The following is a 19,290-nucleotide window of genomic DNA, read 5'->3' as shown; positions in this document are numbered from 1 at the left end:
AGCGAGGATGCGCATTTTACGCAACCCTGTTTCGATGTCAACACTTTTCTTAAAAAATTTTTAATTTATTTTTTAATGTTTGGTTGATTGTTTTATTAAGCAATTACTTAACTAAACTTATCAAAACAGCTTCTTGGCTTGTCCCCGAGAAGTTGATGCGCATTTTAGGGATTTTTCTGACAAGGTCAACAGGTTTTTTCAATTATTTTTCTGTTTGCAGTGATTTTGTACAAACCGCGTCATTATTGAGCATAACCATACTAAACCTTGTTAAAAACTAACCAAAATGAAAAGAAAGTGTTAATACCGATAATAGTAAACTTTAGTCTTATACTTAGGTATTTGTTTATACTTTTGATTATAAGATTCTTATAATCAAAAGATAGTCGATCGAAAAGCGAGTAAAAAAATGACAATTAACCCTTTAAGAGCATATCAAGGCATTACCCCTACCGTAGGAAAAGATTCCTATATAGATAGTAGCGCTGTTTTAGTTGGCGACATTACTATGGGAGACGATGTAAGTGTTTGGCCATTAGTTGCTGCTCGAGGTGATGTAAACAAAATTACTATAGGCAATAGAACGAATGTTCAAGACGGAACAGTTCTTCACGTTACGCGCTCTTCAAGTGGAAACCCAGTAGGCTACCCACTATCTATAGGTGACGATGTAACCATCGGTCATAAATGTATGTTACATGGCTGTACTGTAGGTAACAGAGTATTAGTTGGTATGGGATCTATAATACTAGACGGCGCGACAATAGAAGATGACGTCTTTATCGGTGCAGGAACTGTAGTACCGCCGAATAAAGTATGTCGAAGTGGTTATTTATATGTAGGTAACCCAATGAAAGAAGTACGCCCGCTAAAAGAAGCGGAAATGAACTTCTTAAAAGAGTCGGCAGATAATTACCTAGTTACCAAAAACGAATATATAGAAGACTTAAACAAGGCTTAATCATAAATATGAATTTCACCGTTTTCTGGCTCGTTCTTTTCAAGCCAGAGTTCGGTGATTTCTTCAAGATCATATTTAGTACATGAATCGATACTCACGGTGTGCTTCAAATTAGGAGAGTGAAAGTATATAGAAAGCAACTCCCCTGACATGAGTCCTGTCATCTTCCATGCATTCACTTTTTCATCGAATGCTAAGTCATCATTAAATAAGATGGATTGGTTCATTTAGCTATTTCTTCTCTTAAGTCCGAAAGGACTGAATTCGTTTGTGGCATCACTCCGCGCCAAATAGCAAACGCTACAGCAGCTTGCCCTACTAACATTCCTAAACCATCAATAATTTGCTCGCAACCATTTTCCTTGGCCCACTGGCAAAAACTTGTCGGCTCTTTTTTATAAGCCATATCATACGCTAGCGGCTTACCAGTAAATATACTATCAGGCACAGGTGGTAATTCATTGTATAAGCTAGCAGACGTTGAATTGATCACCACATCGAAATGATCCTCGGTAATCAGGCCTTCTGATGGTATTGCCTTGATATTGCCATATGAAGAAAACTTATCTGCCAGCAATTCCGCTTTTGATACGGTTCTATTGGTGATCACTAAACACTCTGGATGATTTGCTAATAATGGTTTAATAACACCTCGAGCCGCACCGCCAGCCCCAATAAGCAAAATTCGTCCACTAAGTTTGGCATTATTCGCCTTTAAATCTTCAACTAATCCAGGCCCATCAGTATTGTCACCAGAAATTGTACCATCTGCGTTAAACGACAACGTATTTACTGCTTCGGCTAATTTTGCTTCGTCAGATAACGTATCTGCCATTTGAAAAGCTTGTTCTTTATAAGGCGCAGTAACGTTGCAACCTTTTGCGCCATTTGCTCTGAATCGCTCTATTGCCGCAGAAAAGTCATCGTTATCTGGTTTGATTGCGCTATACTCCATCGCTTGCTCTGTAGATTGAGCAAAACGTTGGTGAATAAAGGGTGATTTTGATTGGCTAATAGGATTGCCAAAAACTGCGTATTTATCCATTTACAATATTAAGGTGATCACTTTGTTAGGCATTAAAAAGCTTTTCTCTTCAACAAACAAGTCTGAAATGTTATCTCCTAGTCAAACTCCATATATGCTGATGGGCGGAGAACAGGCTGTGAGAGACTTGGCCAATGCTTTTTACGATGAAATGGAAAGCAATATTCATCTAGAAGAATTACTGGCTATCCATAAACAGCCACTGGATGAAGTGCGTGAGAAGTTTTACAAGTACCTTTCGGGCTGGCTTGGTGGTCCGCCACTCTATGAACAAGAATACGGTCACCCTAGACTTCGCGCTCGTCATTTACATGTAGCGGTTACCAATAAACAAGCAGGTCTATGGATGTTATGCATGAATAATGCGCTGGATAAAACCGTTGAGCACCCTGCTGTCAAACAGCATTTAAGACAAGCCTTCTCACAATTAGCTCAACACATGGTGAATCAATAGCGATATTACCTACTATTGCTATTAATAATAAAAAAGCCGCGATAGGTTCGCGGCTTCCATACATACGAGCATTTAGACTTATTAGAACTTGTAACCAAGCATAATAGAATAAACCATTGGATCTACAGCCGCTTGTGCTGAACCTGTGATGTCATCACCAATTTTGAACGTAGCTTCAGTATCAATGTCAATGTAGCGAACAGAAGCATTAATGTGCCACTTATCATTAATGTGGTAATCAGCACCTACCTGGTAAGCTAAACCAAAAGAGTCATCTAACGATAAATCGTTAAACCCTAAAGACTCAGGAGTAGACTTAAATTCTTCGTCAAAAAATACTGTGTAGTTTAAACCTAAACCAACATACGGCTTAAACTTAGAATTTGTGTCGAAGTAGTAAAGTGCACTAACTGTCGGTGGTAAGTGCGTTACTTCACCTAAAGTAGCACCATCAACGTTTGCACCGAATAAACCTTCAGAAATACCTTGTGGATCGTGAATAGTTACATCGTGAGTGAAAGGTGTTGCCGCTAATACTTCGATAGCCCAGTTGCTGTCAAAGAAATAAACGAAGTTAAGACCTAACTGAGTGTTGCTGTCTACAGAAATAGATAAAGGTGTTTCACCACCTAACGCTTCAACGTTAACGCCAAATTTGTCGCTGTTTGCGTCAACCATAGTTAAACCACCGCGAATGTAAATATCGCCAGCATTGTTTGCGAAAACACTAGGAGTAATTGCTGCGCATAAAGCAGCTGCTAAGATAGACTTTTTCATATGTGTTCCAATTAAGTAACTGAATTATAATTGGCTGTAATTTTAAGCCTAAAATGCGTGTGTTTATTTGACCTAACGCAATAAAACAGCGTGATTAATGGAATCTAACGAAAAGTCTTGAAGTTTATTGTCGAAATTGGTGGCTGATTTAAAGGCGCTTTCTTTAACACACGCCTTTGACGCCAACTTTTGCCTGTTACTAAGTTAGGTTAGCTAAACACCATAGTGAAGATTTTATATCCCCACACTAACAAGAAGTAGCAAATCGCAACGAATACAGCGGCAGAGCCAAGATCTTTTGCTCGTCCACTAAGTTTGTGATGTTCTAAGCCGATACGATCGATAGCCGCTTCTACAGCAGAGTTTAAAAGCTCTGTGATCATAATGCCCATAATTCCCGACATTAATAATGCAAACTCAACAAAGCTATCAGCAATATAAAAAGCGACCGGTAATAAAACGATAAACAGGAGCACTTCCTGACGAAAAGCAATTTCATGTTTATAAGCAGCCTTTAATCCTTGCCAACTATTCCGAGTTGCCGGGCCAAATCTTGCTATATGCCCAGGTTTATTGCTTTTCTGCTTCATAACTACTTACTCGTTCAGCCAATCTCTAGGGGTTAAGTACTCAAGTAAACGAGCTTCTTCACTCGACTCTTCTGGTTGAAAGTTATATTGCCATCTCGCTAATGGTGGCATCGACATCAAGATAGACTCAGTGCGACCACCTGACTGTAAACCAAATAAGGTACCGCGATCAAATACCAAGTTAAACTCTACGTAACGACCGCGTCGATATAATTGATACTCTCGATGGCGTTCTTCAAATGGCGTGTCTTTTCGTTTGTTTAGTATTGGCACATAGGCGTCAATATAGCCTTGACCGACGGCTTTGACGTAATTAAAGCTTTGTTCGAATCCCCACTGATTAAGATCATCAAAGAACAAGCCACCTACACCACGTGTTTCATTTCTATGCTTTAAATAGAAATAATCATCGCACCATGTTTTATGTTCTTGGTAAACATTTTCACCAAAAGGTTCACATAAATCTTTAGCCGTTTGATGCCAATGCACAACGTCTTCTTTAAAAGGGTAAAAAGGTGTTAAGTCAAAACCACCACCAAACCACCATACCGGCTCTTCACCTTCTTTTTCCGCGATAAAAAAGCGAACATTGGCATGGGATGTTGGAATATATGGGTTTTTAGGATGAATAACTAATGAAACACCGCAAGCTTGCCAGCTACGCCCTGCTAATTCAGGTCGATGGGCTGTCGCTGATGGTGGCAACTTATTCCCTGAGACTAATGAGAAATTCACACCGCCTTGTTCTATCACGTTACCATCAGTTAATACACGTGTACGGCCACCACCGCCCTCTTCTCGCTTCCAGCTATCTTCTACAAACTTACCTTTACCATCAGCTTGTTCTAACGCTTGGCAAATTTGGTCTTGGAGTGATTTAAAAAAGTCGATAACTTCTGATAGTTTCACTTGGCTCATGAGCGGAATGTTTCCCCTGTAATAGCGTCAATAATTGTCGAAGGTTTATCAAAACCTAAGGATTCGCCTTTCACGATGTAATCGATTGCAGTACCCAGCGCCTGCTCAACCTCTTGCCAAGTTTTACCAGGCTGTTCACCTGTAAAATTTGCACTGGTTGAAACGATTGGCTTTTGTGTTTGATGACATAGCTCAACAACGTCTGGCTGATCGGTAACACGAACAGCGATAGTATCAAATTGGCCAGTAAGAAAAGGCTGAGTCTTAGCACTTGCAGGAACGACTTGTGTAACTCCGTTTGGCCATCGAGCTAACATCATAGCTAGTTGCTCAGCGGTTAACTTTGACTCGTCAATATAAGGCTTAAGCTGAGTATAATGCCCAGCAAGCAAGATCAGTCCTTTTTCAACCGGACGTTTTTTGATAGCAAGAATTTTTTCAACCGCTGACTGATTATCGGGATCACACCCCAAACCAAACACAGCTTCTGTTGGATAAGCAAGGACACCGCCTTGCTTAAAAATTTGAACCGCAGATGTCATCGTTTCTAGTTACTAAGATTACAAACTGCGGCGATTATAAAAGGTTTAATGGTTAAATGCAGTAAATGGTTTACCAAACCGATTCGCAAATTAGGCTTCAAATAACGTTTTTACTTTTTCACGTAGAATAAATTTCTGCACTTTTCCCGTCGAGGTTTTAGGCAAGTCACTAAAGACTATCGTTTTAGGTGCTTTAAAATTAGCCATATGCTGACGACAAAAATCGATTAACTCTTCTTCAGTTGCCTTGGCGTCAGCTTTTAAGCCAACAAATGCACACGGAGTTTCCCCCCAAATTTCATCTTTTCTGGCAACAACCGCAGCCTCTAATACCGCTGGGTGCTGATATAGCGTACTTTCAACTTCAACCGAAGAAATGTTCTCACCGCCTGAAATGATAATATCTTTGGAGCGATCTCTAATTTCGATAAAACCGTCAGGGTGTTTTACAGCTAAATCACCCGAATGAAACCAACCATGTTTGAAAGCCTCATTGGTCGCATTAGGGTTTTTTAGATAGCCTTTCATTGTGGTGTTACCGCGAAACATAATTTCACCAATGGTTTCAGCATCAGCCGGCACAGGTTGCATTGTATCGGGGTCCAAAACATCGACTTCTTCTTGTGTTGGATAGCGTACACCCTGTCTTGCCTTTAACGCAGCTCTTGTGTCTGCGGGTAAATCATCCCACTCTTTTTTCCATTCACTAACAACACACGGACCATAAACTTCAGTTAAACCATAGCCCTGAGTAATATCAAAGCCCATGGCTTCCATACCTTTAATAACTGCAGCTGGTGGTGGCGCACCAGCGGTCATCGCTTTAATACCTCGAGGTAGTTTTTCTCGAAGTTCTTGCGGGCCATTTAATATCATATTAAGTACAATTGGCGCTCCGCAAAAATGGCTAACATGATGTTCAATCATCGCTTGTGATATTTCATCTACACAAACCTGGCGCAAACAGACTTGTGTGCCAGCCATTGCGACAACTGTCCACGGAAAGCACCAGCCATTGCAATGAAACATTGGCAGAGTCCATAAATAAACAGACTCATTGTTTAATGGCCATACCATATTGTTTCCAACAGCATTTAGATATGCGCCACGATGTGAATAGACAACGCCTTTTGGATTGCCTGTTGTACCCGACGTATAATTTAGCGCCAACGCTTGCCATTCGTCGTGAATTAGGTTTCCAGTGAAATCTTTATCACCAATATTCAACACAGCATCAAATTCTAACTCACCAATAAAATGATCTGTTCCTAAGTTAAGGTCATCAATATTAATGACCAATGGCGTACAGCTAGTTTGCTTTAAGGCATCTTTAACAAGTTGATGAAACGCAGTATCAACCATCAACACCGAACATTCACTGTGATCTAATATAAAAGCGATAGCCGCAGCGTCTAAACGATAATTGATAGAATTAAGCACCGCCCCTGTTGCTGGCACACCATAATGGGCATAGATAAACGCAGGTATATTTGCGGCTAAAACACTAACAGTGTGGCCAGGCTTTACCCCTAAATCGATTAACGCTGAGGTAAGTCTACGACTATTTTCGCGAAACTCTTGATACGAGACTTTTTGTTCACCGTGAATAATAGCGGTTTTATCAGGATAGGTATCAGCAGTACGATTAAGAAAATTAACGGGCGACAAGGGCTGACTATTAGCAGCGACTTGCTCTAGACCCTGATGGTAAATGTTTGTCATCACTCTCTCCAAAAACCATAATGAATTTGTGGTTTTATTGTTTTTAGCCAGTTTACTCTTATGTCCTGTATAAAAAATGCGCCTTTAGTCTAAAGTAGACTAAAGTCTAATAAGTTATTTCGTTTATAAATTAGCCAATTATTTGGTGAGATTATTTCCGTATTGAGCCAAACACAGGTATAATGCGCGCCTTATTTTCTCGGCATAACTAAAAGTCCGAAACGCGGTTAATTTTCAAGGTGATAAATGATGAAAGTAGGTATTATCATGGGGTCAAAATCAGATTGGCCAACAATGCAACACGCAGCAGAAATGCTTGATTTACTTAATGTTCCATATGAAACAAAAGTAGTATCTGCGCACAGAACACCTCATTTATTAGCTGAATATGCTGAGCAAGCAAAAGACCGCGGTATTAAAGTAATTATCGCTGGCGCTGGCGGTGCTGCCCACCTTCCAGGTATGACAGCAGCTTATACGCCATTACCTGTATTAGGTGTTCCAGTTCAATCTAAAGCATTAAGCGGCCAAGACTCTTTATTATCAATTGTACAAATGCCGAAAGGGATTGCCGTTGGTACTTTAGCCATAGGTACAGCAGGTGCAGCAAATGCAGGCCTAATGGCAGCTCAAATTTTAGGAACTACAGATGAGGCTATCATGGCTAATATCGAAAAGTTCCGTACAGAACAGACACAAAATATCTTAAATAACCCTAACCCAGCGGAATAGGTTTGAAATGAAAAAAGTTTTGGTTTTAGGTGCTGGCCAACTTGCAAGAATGATGGATTTAGCTGGCTCACCTTTAAACATGGATGTAAAGGCATTTGATGTACGCACTAATAATGTAGTGCACCCAGTTGCACCGATTCATGTTTATGGCGACTTAGAACAAGGCATTGCAGAAGCTGATGTTATTACTGCTGAGTTCGAGCACGTAGCTCATGACACATTAGCCGTTTGTGAAGCATCGGGTAAGTTATTGCCAAGTAGCCAAGCCATTAAAATTGGCGGAGATCGTCGTCTTGAAAAAGCATTGCTAGAACAATGCCAAGTAGCAAATGCGACACATCATGTTATTCAAACCAAAGAAGACTTTGATTTAGCACTTGAAAAATTATCTTTGCCCATCATCTTCAAAAGCGCTCTAGATGGTTACGATGGAAAAGGTCAATGGCGTTTAAAATCAGCTGAGCAAGCGGACGCAATTTGGGCTGATATGTCGGATTTTATGGCAAATGCTAACTCTTCGGTGCCACAAGGCATAGTTGCTGAGCAAATGGTCCCATTTGATAGAGAAGTATCTTTGGTAGGTGCTCGTAACACTCACGGAGAGGTTGCGGTATACCCATTAACAGAAAACCATCATGCTGGCGGTATTCTCAGTGTTTCTGTTGCTGCTCCTGTACAAGAAAAGCTTCAAGCTCAAGCAAAAGAAGTCTTTACTAAGCTAACGGAAAAATTGAATTATGTTGGCGTACTTGCCATTGAGTTTTTCCAAGTTGGCGACCAGTTACTGGTAAATGAAATTGCGCCTCGCGTGCACAACTCGGGTCACTGGACACAACAAGGCGCTGATACTTGTCAATTCGAGAATCACCTGCGTGCTATTTGTGGCTTGCCTTTAGGTAGCACTGCGCTAGTACGCCCTACTGCAATGGTAAATATTCTAGGTGAAGATTCTGTTCCAAACGAAGCGTTATCAATCCCCAGCTTAACCATCCACTGGTACGATAAAGAAAAACGCGCTGGACGCAAAATGGGTCACTTAAACCTGAGTGGGAAAGATGAACAAGAGCTTGCACAACGATTAGCTCAGTTAGCTTCAATCTTGGACAAAGATGCCTTCCCTGAGTTAGCTGACTTCGCTGATAAGTATTTAGCAGCGTTAAATTAAATCGTTATCTATCAATAAAAAAGCGAGCTTCTAGCTCGCTTTTTTATTGAAATTCACTGCACTTTTTGTCGGCACATTGAAGCTTTTCCCCTGCTGCCATCTGCCTTTTTAACAATAAAGGGTAACCACATGCTTTACACTCACCTGCTACAGGTGGATGATTAACGGCATGCTTGCATTTGGGGTAAGCATCACATGCATAAAACGTTTTTCCATAGCGGCTTTGTCGCTCTATCAACTTGCCCTTTTTACAAGATGGACAATCAACAGACTCTGTTGTTTCAGGCTCATCATGCTCGATGTGATGGCACTCTGGAAAATTGGTACAGCCGATGAACATGCCATAACGTCCTTGCTTTACAGCAAGTTCGTGTCCACATTCTGGACATTCGCTGCCAGGTAACACCTGCGCGTCCATTTTTTCATGCTCATGAACAGGCCTAGTGTACTTACAAGTTGGATATGAAGAACAACCAAAAAAAGCACCAGCTTTACTGTTTTTAATCACTAACTCACTGCCACATTCGGGACACACTTCATACTCTTTTTCTAAAGCATGCTCATGTCGAGAAAATAGTGAGTCGTCGTTTGCCATGTTAATTAATGTTGAAAGTTGATGTTATTCAGTCAATAAAAGAATTATCACACAAAAAACTGTATTTGTCGTTCTATCACTTTTGCGGAGCATAAAAAAAGCGACTTAAAAAGCCGCTTTTCCTCAATAATGGCGATGCCTTATTTCACTTCGAAGGTATTATTTGTGTCGTTAACAATAGCAACACCAATACAATCGTTTGAAGCGTCTTTGATCATTGCTCTGTCACCTACACGCCACCACTCATTAACATAAGATTCACCAGCAGCAAGAGTAGTAAAGGAATCACCAGCTTTACCATCATTGTTTATCCAATGTAGCGTCACTGAGCCACTTGTACCGTTCGTTAAATCGATAGAAGTATAAGACAAAGTATCACGCCCGTATGTTTCCTCTAACGCACAGCTACCAACTTCACCTTTTTCTGGCCAATGGGGTAAATATGGCTGAGTAGCAGAAACTGTTTGTTTCGCCTCAGGAAGGTCGACTGAACAATCTGCACCTGAACAAGCCGATAGATATAGATCGACAATGTCTGCGCCTGCAAAATCTGAACCTACGGTTATGTAATACGTACCCGCTTCTGGCTCCTCAAGAGTACAAGTTTCAGCGTTGCTATCTGCAGTAACCGACGAACAAGTGAAATTTTCATCCAATTCAGGGTGAACCGCACTACCTTGATTAACCCATAGGTCGACATTTCCAGAACCTCTAGCGGTGCTAAAAGTAACAGAGTCAGTTCCCGCAGGAATATCAACTGAATACAACCAGCCACCTCGACCTTCTATCAATTGATAATCGCCAATTGCTAATGGTTGTGCACTGTTTCTAAATTGCTCAGGAACTTCTGTTTTATAGAAAGTCTCGAAATCTGCCTGGCTCGCAGCTGCGATATCTGCAAGTAAAGAATCCAGTTCACTCCATTCACCAGCTCTCATGTGGATTAGGATCTCTTTAACCTTTTCCGGGCGCTTTTCAAACAAAAATGCCACGGCCAATTCACCCCAAGTGTAAATATCGACTGAATTTTGTTGATTAAATATTTGAGACAAAGAATAAGGAGCACCTTCATGTCCGTGTACGACTCGTTGGTAAGGCAGATTATGGTGCGTACCTAAGTACTCTGCTAAACCTTCACTCCACCAACCATTTTGGGAGCGGTAACCGTCGGCTTTATTGTATCGTCCATCTAGTGCATGAACATACTCGTGCGATAAAGATCGAATGACAGGTAAACCACCCGTCCACTCAATGCCGTTAAAGGTCCATACATCTGAAGTATGCCACCAATCAGCAGGACCAAATTCATAGTAGATGCCAGAGCTGTTTGTGCTGTGCCATAAATGCTCTAACCAAGACTTATGGTTAGAAAGGCTGGCAAACACATTAATATTTGTTGAGGTATTTAAGTCACCAGGAACAGGCTGACCAAAATCCGGTGCAATATCTTCGTTAATAAGTTGATCAAAGCGAGCCTTAGTATCTTCAAGCTCTTTACATGCTTGGGCAGCTTCTGTCTGTGTCAGCTCTTGACCACGAATATTCACTTCGCTATTACAAGCTTGAGTGATGTTAAATAATGATGTCGTTGCGTACAAAGAAGCATTGGTAACATTAGAAGATGCATCCACTAAGATAAAATATGTACCTGGTTGAGGATCATCAATCACACAAACTTCAGTGTAGCCGCGAGAGCTATAAGAAACACATGCATTATTACCTGCATCTACACCTTCGCCCGCAATTGGCGTGTCTTCATAGGCAATATATAAATCTGGATCGCCAAAATTCGTACCTTCGGCGTCAGGAGAAAGATAAACAGTAAGAGATTCGGCCGCTTCCGTTAATGTCACATTGTAAGTAATTGGAGAGCTTGTGGTGATGCCCGTTTTTAGACTATCTAACGAAATTGCAAAATCAGCAGCGGTTAAACAAGCTAGCTCTGTAGTATCAATTTCGTCAGCGTCCAATACGCCGTTACGATTATCATCAACACCTGTTAGCGTTTCTGAGCCACCGTATTCAGTACACTGATCGCCACCAGGCGCTATCTCATTAACTATAGTTAGTGTTTCCGGCGCATCTAAACACGCATAAGTGGTTGAATCAATTTCACTCTCATCTAAAACGCTGTTGTTATTATCATCAACACCAACAAGGGTTTCAGTGCCCCCCCATTCTGTACATTGTTCTCCACCAGGCTCTAGATTATTAGTGACCGTTAACGTTTTAAGTGTAGGTGTGGTTTCTTTATCACTTCCACCACCTCCGCCACAGGCTGAAAGTCCTAACACTGCGATAATGGCAGCAGATAGAACATTAATTCTACTTTGATTATCCATGACTAATTCCCCCAAAAGATTTCTAATTTATCGATTCCATTCTTGTTGTTATTGACCGTATTACAGTAACGACGATAAATATCGAACACAAATAATACTATAATATACAGTATACGTTAACAAAATTGACAAATCTTTTTAACCCCTTTATCACTATCAAATGGTGATAACTAGCAGCCATGGTTTATTTTCTATCAGCTAATTCTGTTACTTTTTGAATATTATCGGGGCTTTAGAAAGGAAAAACGTTGCAGATATTTTCTGTTAACACCTAGAATATAAGCAGCTTCTTATTCAATGAGACTAACCATGACGAGCAGTAATAGCCTACAAAAAGAAATAGGTCCTAACTGGTTTGCTTCTGTAATGGGTACAGGCATTCTCGCTAATGCTGCATTCACCCTTCCGATTGTTGGCCACCAGTTAAAGCCTTTCGCCACTTTCATCTGGCTCATGGCTTTGTCGTTATTGACTATTCTCGTTATCGTTAAATGTTGGCAAGCAGTGGCACGCCCTCATGTTTTAAAACGTCAAATTAACGATGCAGTGATGGCGCAATTTTTCGGCGCTCCCCCTATGGCTTTCTTAACTATTGCTGGCGGCTTCGTGCTATTTGGTGATCAATTTCTTTCTGCCAATACCACTATGAATTTCGCCTGGAGTTTTTGGATAATTGGCACTTTAACAGGGTTGGCAGTAACCGTTTGGATCCCATTCAAACTTTTCACGCGATTTGTTGTAAGAGAAGATGGCGCATTTGGTGGTTGGCTAATGCCTGTTGTTCCACCAATGGTATCTGCTGCAATGGGAGCTGCACTTATTCAATCGCTACCATCTAAAGAGCTGCAGCAAACGATGCTTTACTTATGTTATAGCTTTTTTGGTATGAGCCTAGTGGCAGCATTTATCATCATAACCCTAGTTTGGAGCCGACTTGCCCACTCTGGGACCTCTAGTAGTGCAAGAGTACCTACTTTGTGGATTGTATTAGGCCCGCTAGGTCAATCGATAACCGCAGCTGGCGCATTAGGCACAGTAGCATTAGCTGTTCTACCGTCACCGCTAGGACAAACCTTTGACAACTTAGCGCTTGTTTATGGTGTTCCTGTTTGGGGATTTGCCATTTTTTGGTCCATTATTGCCTTTCTATTAACTGTCAGAGCATTAAAGCGCAATATGCCATTTGCACTCACTTGGTGGGCTTTTACTTTTCCAGTTGGAACATGCGTTACGGGTACATCTCAACTTGCGACACACTCAGATCTGCCATTTTTTAAATGGGCAGCAGTGATCTTGTATCTTGGGCTAGTTATCGCATGGTTAATTGCGGCTATAGGGACAGTCAAAGGACTAAGAAAAGGTGCGCTATTGTTTAATCCTACAAACGCTGCACCTATTGTGTCTAAGAAAGGAGACTAATCTTTATGTTAAATAGGTAAGAAACGATCTTAATCGAAATCTTGTCTTTGATTTTCTTTTTCAAAGTCAGTAAGCATCCCTTGCTCCTTAGGGACACATTTTTCGGTCACTTCTGAAGTACCTGACTTACTTTCATCGTTTGAATAAATAGTGACAGAGTGGCTAACTTCAACCTCGCCATGACATCGAGAATTATCTCCATATAAGTCGTCTTCAGGAGAATAACTACTACAACCAACAACAGACAGCACAGTCAGCGCCGCTATAGCTTTAGCAACAAATCGTTTCATAACTTCCCTTAAGTGAAAAACCGCTGTTTAGTGAAGCGGGCCTTCTTGTTCATCAAATATTAAGTCTTCCATTTGTGAATAAGCACTTTCTTGCCCGGGGACATTAAACAGTACCATTAGCACCACCCACTTTAAGTCATCCATAGTAAAGTACTTAGTGTCTAATTCCATGACGCGATCAATTACCATTTCTCGTGTGGTAAAGTCTAAAACATTTACTTGTTCTAAAAACATTAAAAAGCCACGGCTTTCCTTATCAAGTAATTGCTTTTCTTCGTCAGTATAAATACGAAAAGATGGTTTAGCATCACGTTTAAAGTAAGGATATGCATCTGTATCTTGCAATGCTGCAAGTTTTTCCAACCAAGTTAGCGCTTTATAAATTTCGTCTTGGTGGAAGCCAGCTCGGGTTAATTCGTCAGTGAGTATATCGTGGTCAACCATAACCTCAGCTTCACTGTGAATATAGTTTTCAAAAAGGTACATCAAGATATCAAACATAACCAGCCCCTATTTTATTTTAAGGTAGCCACCTGGCACCGCAGTTACCAGACCTCTTAGCTCAAGCATTGTTAGTCGGGTTAACACTACATCTGTGGGTAGTTTGCTCCGAGAAACCACTTTGTCTACGGGAGTGATTTCATATCCCACACTAGCTAACAATGGATCGTTAGACAAGCCCTGACCATCATTTTTTTTCTGCTCATTCCCCTTATCTTTGATTTTATTTAAGTTTAGTTCAAATTCGGCGAAAAGAGGAACTTGCTCAATAATGTCGCTGACCGTTTCAGTTAAAACAGCGCCTTGCTTGATGAGCCAATGACAGCCAGTAACATTTGGATTTCGAATACTTCCTGGCACGGCAAAAACCTCTCGACCTTGCTCTAGTGCACATTTTGCAGTCACTAAGGAGCCACTTTTCAGTGCAGCTTCTACCACTAAAACACCGGCCGACAGCCCACTAATCAGTCGGTTTCTTTTGGGAAAATGACCGGGTTTTGCGGGTGTTCCGGGTACAAACTCACTGACGATAAGACCTCTATTTTCTATGATTCTACGTGCAAGGCTTTTGTGCCGTGATGGATAAACAATATTTAGCCCAGTTGCAACCACAGCGATTGTTAACCCTTCACTGTCGAGAGCAGCTTGATGCGCAATACCATCAACCCCAAGAGCTAAGCCGCTGGTTATAGTAACTCCCGAACCAGCTAAGTTTCGTACAAGCTGTTTGGTTGTCGTCTTACCATCTACTGACATGTTTCGACTACCCACTACCGCTAACTGTGGTAAATTTAATAATTCAATATTGCCTTGAGTAAATAGTACTAGCGGCGGGTCATAGATGTGCTTGAGCTGTTCAGGGTAAGAAGTATCATCAATGGCTATTGGCGATATTTGATGAAGCTCACACTCTTGAATCACCTTATCTATTTTTTGCCAATCAGGCTGAGTTAACGCTTGGTATTGCTTTGGTGTTAGAGCTAATTCTTTTGGGTCAAATCGACGTTCAAATAAGGTTTTTAAATCAAATTTTTCTACTAGGGATATCGCTGCTGTAGATGAAAGGCGCGGGATAAACTTTAGTGCTAACCAGTATCGTAACCGATTAGCACTATCGTTAGTTTTTTTACTCGCCACCGAAATCTCCTTTTTACAGTGTCTACCGTGTAAAAAGCTTTATGTTTATTGGGTAGGTGCAGTAACGCTATCCATCAATCTAATCGGTTTAGTGGTGCGAAGAATCAATGCCATACTGACTCGATCAAACACTTTAAATACCATCATCTTACCAACAGCTTCTTCGGGCATTTTATAATCTGAATCACTGCCAGCAGCCATTCGATTCCATCGAGAAGCATCTTTGGTATAAACAGGACCATCTTTAGTTTCAACCACACCAGGACTTTGGCGTTTAATTGAAAGAATGTCCCCCTGATTCAACCCCTGTTCACTTCCTTGATCAATAAATACAATTTCAAACTTACCAAACTCTCTCACTTCTGTGGTTGCTTGAACAATATTACCACTGATACTTGAATCAGCCGCTTGCATGGTAAAGAATGAAGGCAACATTTGTTGCTCATCTATTGGCACAACAACATCACCTGAACGCACTTCTTGTATTGCACTCTCTAGGTAAAGCGTAGATGGCGAGTTGTCACTCATGTCACCAACACGCGTTGCTTTACCGGAGCCAACTAACTGTGCATGAAAGCCCAATAACTCTTCATCGCTTGGTCTGACAATTTCCTTGCCCTTTCTAAATATGGCGTATGAGCGACCAAGTTCTAAATCTTGATTGATATACAGCTTAAAACCATCTATTGAAGACTTTTGTCCTTCATCACTGCCAATAACATAGCCTTTGTCATCAAGTTGTTCTTGAGAAAGTACCATGTCATATTTCACAAAAGGGTCTAAAACGTTAAGGGAAATAGTTTCAACTGGATTTAGCTCTTTCGGTGTTTTTCTCACCTTAGGTGACCATTTAAGCCTCGGCTTACCTTTAACAAGCATAGGCACGCCTTTTTCGTCAAAAACCAAATTTAGTTGATCACCAGGATAAATGAGATGCGGGTTTTCAATTTCAGGGTTAATACGCCACAATTTTGGCCACAACCAAGGATCTTTGAGAAATTTCGCAGAAATATCCCAAAGAGTATCACCTTTAACCACCACATAAGATTTCGGTGCGTTTTTAATCAGTCTCAATTCGTCAGCGAGTAAGCTAAAGGGTAAAAGACACGTAATAAGTGTTAATACAGCTTTTTTTAACATACCAATCCGCCTATTGTTATCTGAATTAATTCAAATCACTCGAATTAATTTTATTTAATGGCTAAAATTGAAACATAACACTGTATTAGCAAATTCGCGAATTCTTTTAAAAAATTATGGCCGTATTAGACGTATTAACATTCCCAGATGAAAGATTAAGAACCAAAGCAGAACCTGTTGCTGAGGTTAATGATGAAATTAAACAAATTGTCGATGACATGTTTGACACCATGTATGCCGAAAATGGCGTAGGCTTAGCTGCCACTCAAGTCAACATTCATAAGCAAATTATTGTGATGGACGTTTCTGAAGACAAAGAACAAACCTATGTTCTTATTAACCCGGAAATTATCAAGAAAAGCGAAGAGACGATGATCAACGAGGAAGGCTGTTTATCTGTGCCTACTTGTTATGCCAAAGTAACTCGCCACACTCAAGTTACCGTAAAAGCATTAGACCGCGACGGTAATGAATTTGAATTAGACGGCGATGAACTATTGAGTATTTGTATTCAACATGAATTAGATCATCTAAAAGGTATTTTATTCGTCGATTACCTATCGCCATTAAAGCGCAAGCGTATTCAAGCCAAACTTGAAAAAGAAGCCAGAGCTGCAAACCGTCGCTAACCATTACTCATTTAGAAACTAGATAACATGTCATCACCTTTGAACATAATATTTGCTGGTACGCCAGATTTCGCCGCTCAACATCTAGCAGCCTTAATAGACTCGAAGCACAACATAGTTGCTGTATATTGCCCACCAGACAAACCAGCTGGTCGAGGTAAAAAACTAACGCCTTGTGCAACGAAACAATTAGCCTTAGATAACAACTTAACGGTTGAACAACCGGTTAATTTTAAAAGTGAAGAAGCTCAACAGAAATTAGCGAGTTACAACGCTGATGTGATGGTTGTAGTCGCCTATGGACTGTTACTTCCTAAAGTAATACTTGATGCACCAAGACTAGGCTGCATCAATGTTCATGGTTCAATATTACCGAAGTGGCGTGGTGCGGCACCTATCCAGCGTGCAGTAGAATCTGGTAACCCTGAAACTGGCGTTACTATTATGCAAATGGACGAGGGCTTAGATACTGGTGATATGCTACTTGTTGAAACCTGTGAAATAACGCAAACCGATACCAGTGCAGATATCTACAATAAATTAGCAGATATTGGCCCTATCGCTTTAGTTAAAACTCTAGAGCAAATGGCGGCAGGAGAGCACGAAGCCGTACCGCAAGATAACGAGCTAGCAACTTACGCACACAAACTCGATAAAGCCGAAGCGGAACTCGACTGGACCATGCCGGCAAATGTTCTGCAGCAAAAAATTCGCGCTTACATCCCTTGGCCAGTGGCCCAGTTTACCTTTAACGAATCAGTAGAAAAGCAGCACCGTATTCGTATTTGGCAAGCAAGTGTCGCCGCGGGCGAAGGCAAGCCAGGCAGCATTTTATCTGCCGATAAATCAGGTATAACCGTTGCTACAGGTGAAGGCGCATTGCGTATTGAAAACATGCAACTGCCGGGCAAAAAAGCATTACCCACCAGCGATATATTAAATAGTCGCAGCGAATGGTTTAAAGCAGGATCTGATATCAACGGACAGGAAATTAAGTAGCGATGGCTAAAAATGTTCGCGCTCAAGCAGCCAAGGCTTGTTTTGCTATAGTTGATAAAGGGCGTAGTTTGTCTGAAGAATTGCCTTTACACCAAGCTTTAGTCGCAGAAAAAGACGCTTCATTATTACAAGAAATTGTCTATGGTGTGATGCGTTACTTACCTGAACTAGAGCATGCTATCCGCCCATTTATTACTAAACCATTGAAAGGGAAGCAACGTTCTGCGCACTTCTTGATGTTAGTAGGTGTTTACCAACTTAAATATATGCGAGTACCTGACCATGCTGCTGTTGCAGAAACCGTTGCGGCAACTAAGCCTTTAAAACAGTTTCACCTTAAAGGTTTAGTCAATGCTGTATTGCGCAGTTACCAACGCAGTGTTGAACAAGAGGAATCCTCAGCAGAGGTTAATGATCCGATAAAGTACAATCATCCTAGTTGGTTACTAAACAAATTAAAAACAGCCTATCCAGAGAACTGGCAGCAAATCGTCTCAGAAAATATGTCTAGGCCACCAATGTGGCTCAGGGTAAACAAATTAAAACACCAAATAGGCGAATACAAAACGCTTTTGGCCGATACAAACATCTCTGTTAGCCATGAAGACAAGGCAACCGGCGCACTACTTTTAGAAAAGCCTACCGATGTAAATGCCCTACCTCATTTTTCTGATGGTGGCGTTTCTATTCAAGACGGAGCCGCTCAACAAGCGGCGGTATTGTTAGAAGCTCAAGCAGGTGAGTCGATTTTAGATTGCTGTGCAGCCCCCGGCGGAAAAACGTGTCATATCATGGAGCTAGAACCTAACTTAAGAAAAGTTACCGCCATAGATATATCTGAAGATCGCTTAGCTCGCGTTCAGGAGAACTTTGACCGATTGTCTCTTTCTGCCGACTTAATTGCTGCTGACGCATCTACCCAAGATTGGTGGGACGGCAAATTGTTTGATCGCATATTATTAGACGCCCCCTGCTCTGCCACTGGTGTTATTAGAAGACATCCGGACATCAAATGGTTAAGAAAAGCCGATGATATTGACGCTCTCGTCGATATTCAGAGGCTCATTTTTAAAAATATGTGGTCAATGCTAAAGCCAGGTGGTACTTTGCTTTATGCAACCTGTAGTGTGTTACCAGAAGAAAATACCGAACAAGTGAATGCTTTTGTTAACGAGACACCTGACGCTGAATGGATAGATTTACAACAAAAATCTGGTCATAAAGATTGGCAGATCCTGCCAAATGAGAACGGTATGGATGGCTTTTATTATGCCAAGTTGCGTAAAGCGATATAACGCACGATTTCGTGCTGCGATTAAAATAAAAACGACA

At 41.0% G+C, this 19,290-nt stretch carries 21 protein-coding genes; 8 read left to right on the top strand and 13 right to left on the bottom strand.

What is annotated here, in order from left to right; all coding sequences use genetic code 11:
* Nucleotides 1–409 precede the first annotated feature (409 nt).
* Nucleotides 410–961: a gamma carbonic anhydrase family protein gene (locus tag ACOB80_RS10975; protein ID WP_473165863.1), complete on the top strand. Its 552-nt coding sequence runs from the start codon at nucleotides 410–412 to the stop codon at nucleotides 959–961.
* On the opposite strand, the gene ACOB80_RS10970 is transcribed toward ACOB80_RS10975, so the two are convergent.
* Both ACOB80_RS10970 and aroE read right to left on the bottom strand, forming a co-directional pair.
* Nucleotides 958–1,188, bottom strand: a complete 231-nt coding sequence (locus ACOB80_RS10970; protein WP_473165862.1) for a hypothetical protein — start codon at nucleotides 1,186–1,188, stop codon at nucleotides 958–960. The genes ACOB80_RS10975 and ACOB80_RS10970 overlap by 4 nt on opposite strands.
* Entirely contained in the window at nucleotides 1,185–2,006 is an 822-nt protein-coding gene (gene aroE / locus ACOB80_RS10965; protein ID WP_473165861.1) for a shikimate dehydrogenase, read from the bottom strand. Before aroE ends, ACOB80_RS10970 begins: the two co-directional genes overlap by 4 nt.
* A 22-nt stretch (nucleotides 2,007–2,028) precedes the next feature.
* Between aroE and ACOB80_RS10960 the strand changes: the two genes are divergently transcribed.
* Nucleotides 2,029–2,460: a group II truncated hemoglobin gene (locus ACOB80_RS10960; RefSeq protein ID WP_473165860.1), complete on the top strand. Its 432-nt coding sequence runs from the start codon at nucleotides 2,029–2,031 to the stop codon at nucleotides 2,458–2,460.
* Between the two features lie 81 nt (nucleotides 2,461–2,541).
* Here the strand turns inward: ACOB80_RS10960 and ACOB80_RS10955 are convergent, their stop codons facing one another.
* The 5 genes from ACOB80_RS10955 to ACOB80_RS10935 all read right to left on the bottom strand — a co-directional run bounded on the left by ACOB80_RS10955 (nucleotide 2,542) and on the right by ACOB80_RS10935 (nucleotide 7,009).
* The gene (locus ACOB80_RS10955) at nucleotides 2,542–3,237 is read right to left on the bottom strand and encodes an OmpW/AlkL family protein (protein ID WP_473165859.1); all 696 of its coding nucleotides are present in this window, start codon (nucleotides 3,235–3,237) and stop codon (nucleotides 2,542–2,544) included.
* A 209-nt stretch (nucleotides 3,238–3,446) separates the two neighbouring features.
* The gene (locus ACOB80_RS10950) at nucleotides 3,447–3,827 is read right to left on the bottom strand and encodes a diacylglycerol kinase (RefSeq protein ID WP_473165858.1); all 381 of its coding nucleotides are present in this window, start codon (nucleotides 3,825–3,827) and stop codon (nucleotides 3,447–3,449) included.
* Between the two features lie 6 nt (nucleotides 3,828–3,833).
* Complete coding sequence (gene hemF / locus ACOB80_RS10945; RefSeq protein ID WP_473165857.1) at nucleotides 3,834–4,745, bottom strand: oxygen-dependent coproporphyrinogen oxidase; 912 nt, start codon at nucleotides 4,743–4,745, stop codon at nucleotides 3,834–3,836.
* Entirely contained in the window at nucleotides 4,742–5,287 is a 546-nt protein-coding gene (tsaC, locus tag ACOB80_RS10940) for an L-threonylcarbamoyladenylate synthase type 1 TsaC (RefSeq protein ID WP_473165856.1), read from the bottom strand. The genes hemF and tsaC overlap by 4 nt, the downstream gene beginning before the upstream one ends.
* Nucleotides 5,288–5,377: 90 nt before the next feature.
* Nucleotides 5,378–7,009 carry an acyl-CoA synthetase gene (locus tag ACOB80_RS10935; protein ID WP_473165855.1) on the bottom strand — a complete coding sequence of 544 codons (1,632 nt, stop codon included), beginning with the start codon at nucleotides 7,007–7,009 and terminating at the stop codon, nucleotides 5,378–5,380.
* A gap of 249 nt (nucleotides 7,010–7,258) precedes the next feature.
* Here ACOB80_RS10935 and purE point away from each other — a divergent pair, with 249 nt between their 5' ends.
* Both purE and ACOB80_RS10925 read left to right on the top strand, forming a co-directional pair.
* A complete protein-coding gene (gene purE, locus ACOB80_RS10930; RefSeq protein WP_473165882.1) occupies nucleotides 7,259–7,741 on the top strand; it encodes a 5-(carboxyamino)imidazole ribonucleotide mutase in 483 nt (160 codons plus the stop codon).
* A 7-nt stretch (nucleotides 7,742–7,748) separates the two neighbouring features.
* Nucleotides 7,749–8,906 carry a 5-(carboxyamino)imidazole ribonucleotide synthase gene (locus ACOB80_RS10925; RefSeq protein WP_473165854.1) on the top strand — a complete coding sequence of 386 codons (1,158 nt, stop codon included), beginning with the start codon at nucleotides 7,749–7,751 and terminating at the stop codon, nucleotides 8,904–8,906.
* 43 nt (nucleotides 8,907–8,949) lie between these two features.
* Here ACOB80_RS10925 and ACOB80_RS10920 read toward each other — a convergent pair whose 3' ends face one another.
* Together ACOB80_RS10920 and ACOB80_RS10915 are read right to left on the bottom strand one after the other, a co-directional pair.
* Nucleotides 8,950–9,501, bottom strand: coding sequence for a DNA topoisomerase family protein (locus tag ACOB80_RS10920; RefSeq protein WP_473165853.1), 552 nt, complete (start codon nucleotides 9,499–9,501; stop codon nucleotides 8,950–8,952).
* A gap of 140 nt (nucleotides 9,502–9,641) precedes the next feature.
* Nucleotides 9,642–11,843: a collagenase gene (locus ACOB80_RS10915; protein WP_473165852.1), complete on the bottom strand. Its 2,202-nt coding sequence runs from the start codon at nucleotides 11,841–11,843 to the stop codon at nucleotides 9,642–9,644.
* A 309-nt stretch (nucleotides 11,844–12,152) separates the two neighbouring features.
* Between ACOB80_RS10915 and ACOB80_RS10910 the strand changes: the two genes are divergently transcribed.
* Nucleotides 12,153–13,262, top strand: a complete 1,110-nt coding sequence (locus ACOB80_RS10910) for a TDT family transporter (protein ID WP_473165851.1) — start codon at nucleotides 12,153–12,155, stop codon at nucleotides 13,260–13,262.
* A 29-nt stretch (nucleotides 13,263–13,291) separates the two neighbouring features.
* On the opposite strand, the gene ACOB80_RS10905 is transcribed toward ACOB80_RS10910, so the two are convergent.
* From ACOB80_RS10905 to ACOB80_RS10890, 4 genes are read right to left on the bottom strand one after another with little or no spacing between them, the layout of a single operon-like run.
* Nucleotides 13,292–13,552: a hypothetical protein gene (locus ACOB80_RS10905; protein WP_473165850.1), complete on the bottom strand. Its 261-nt coding sequence runs from the start codon at nucleotides 13,550–13,552 to the stop codon at nucleotides 13,292–13,294.
* A gap of 27 nt (nucleotides 13,553–13,579) precedes the next feature.
* Nucleotides 13,580–14,053, bottom strand: coding sequence for a DUF494 family protein (locus ACOB80_RS10900; protein ID WP_473165849.1), 474 nt, complete (start codon nucleotides 14,051–14,053; stop codon nucleotides 13,580–13,582).
* 9 nt (nucleotides 14,054–14,062) lie between these two features.
* Nucleotides 14,063–15,190 carry a DNA-processing protein DprA gene (dprA, locus tag ACOB80_RS10895; RefSeq protein ID WP_473165848.1) on the bottom strand — a complete coding sequence of 376 codons (1,128 nt, stop codon included), beginning with the start codon at nucleotides 15,188–15,190 and terminating at the stop codon, nucleotides 14,063–14,065.
* A 45-nt stretch (nucleotides 15,191–15,235) separates the two neighbouring features.
* Complete coding sequence (locus ACOB80_RS10890) at nucleotides 15,236–16,330, bottom strand: LysM peptidoglycan-binding domain-containing protein (protein ID WP_473165847.1); 1,095 nt, start codon at nucleotides 16,328–16,330, stop codon at nucleotides 15,236–15,238.
* Nucleotides 16,331–16,446: 116 nt separating this feature from the next.
* On the opposite strand from ACOB80_RS10890, the gene def reads away from it, so the two are divergent.
* The 3 genes from def to rsmB are packed head-to-tail and all read left to right on the top strand — an operon-like array spanning nucleotide 16,447 to nucleotide 19,253.
* On the top strand, nucleotides 16,447–16,959 hold the full coding sequence (gene def, locus ACOB80_RS10885; protein WP_473165846.1) for a peptide deformylase: 513 nt from the start codon (nucleotides 16,447–16,449) through the stop codon (nucleotides 16,957–16,959).
* Between the two features lie 27 nt (nucleotides 16,960–16,986).
* Nucleotides 16,987–17,958, top strand: a complete 972-nt coding sequence (gene fmt, locus ACOB80_RS10880) for a methionyl-tRNA formyltransferase (RefSeq protein WP_473165845.1) — start codon at nucleotides 16,987–16,989, stop codon at nucleotides 17,956–17,958.
* A gap of 2 nt (nucleotides 17,959–17,960) precedes the next feature.
* Nucleotides 17,961–19,253, top strand: a complete 1,293-nt coding sequence (gene rsmB, locus ACOB80_RS10875) for a 16S rRNA (cytosine(967)-C(5))-methyltransferase RsmB (RefSeq protein WP_473165844.1) — start codon at nucleotides 17,961–17,963, stop codon at nucleotides 19,251–19,253.
* Nucleotides 19,254–19,290: the final 37 nt, after the last annotated feature.

The sequence above is a fragment of the Thalassotalea coralli genome, from assembly GCF_055786205.1.
The sequence above is the reverse complement of the archived record's forward strand: the minus strand, read 5'-3'. Positions and strand labels throughout refer to the sequence as shown.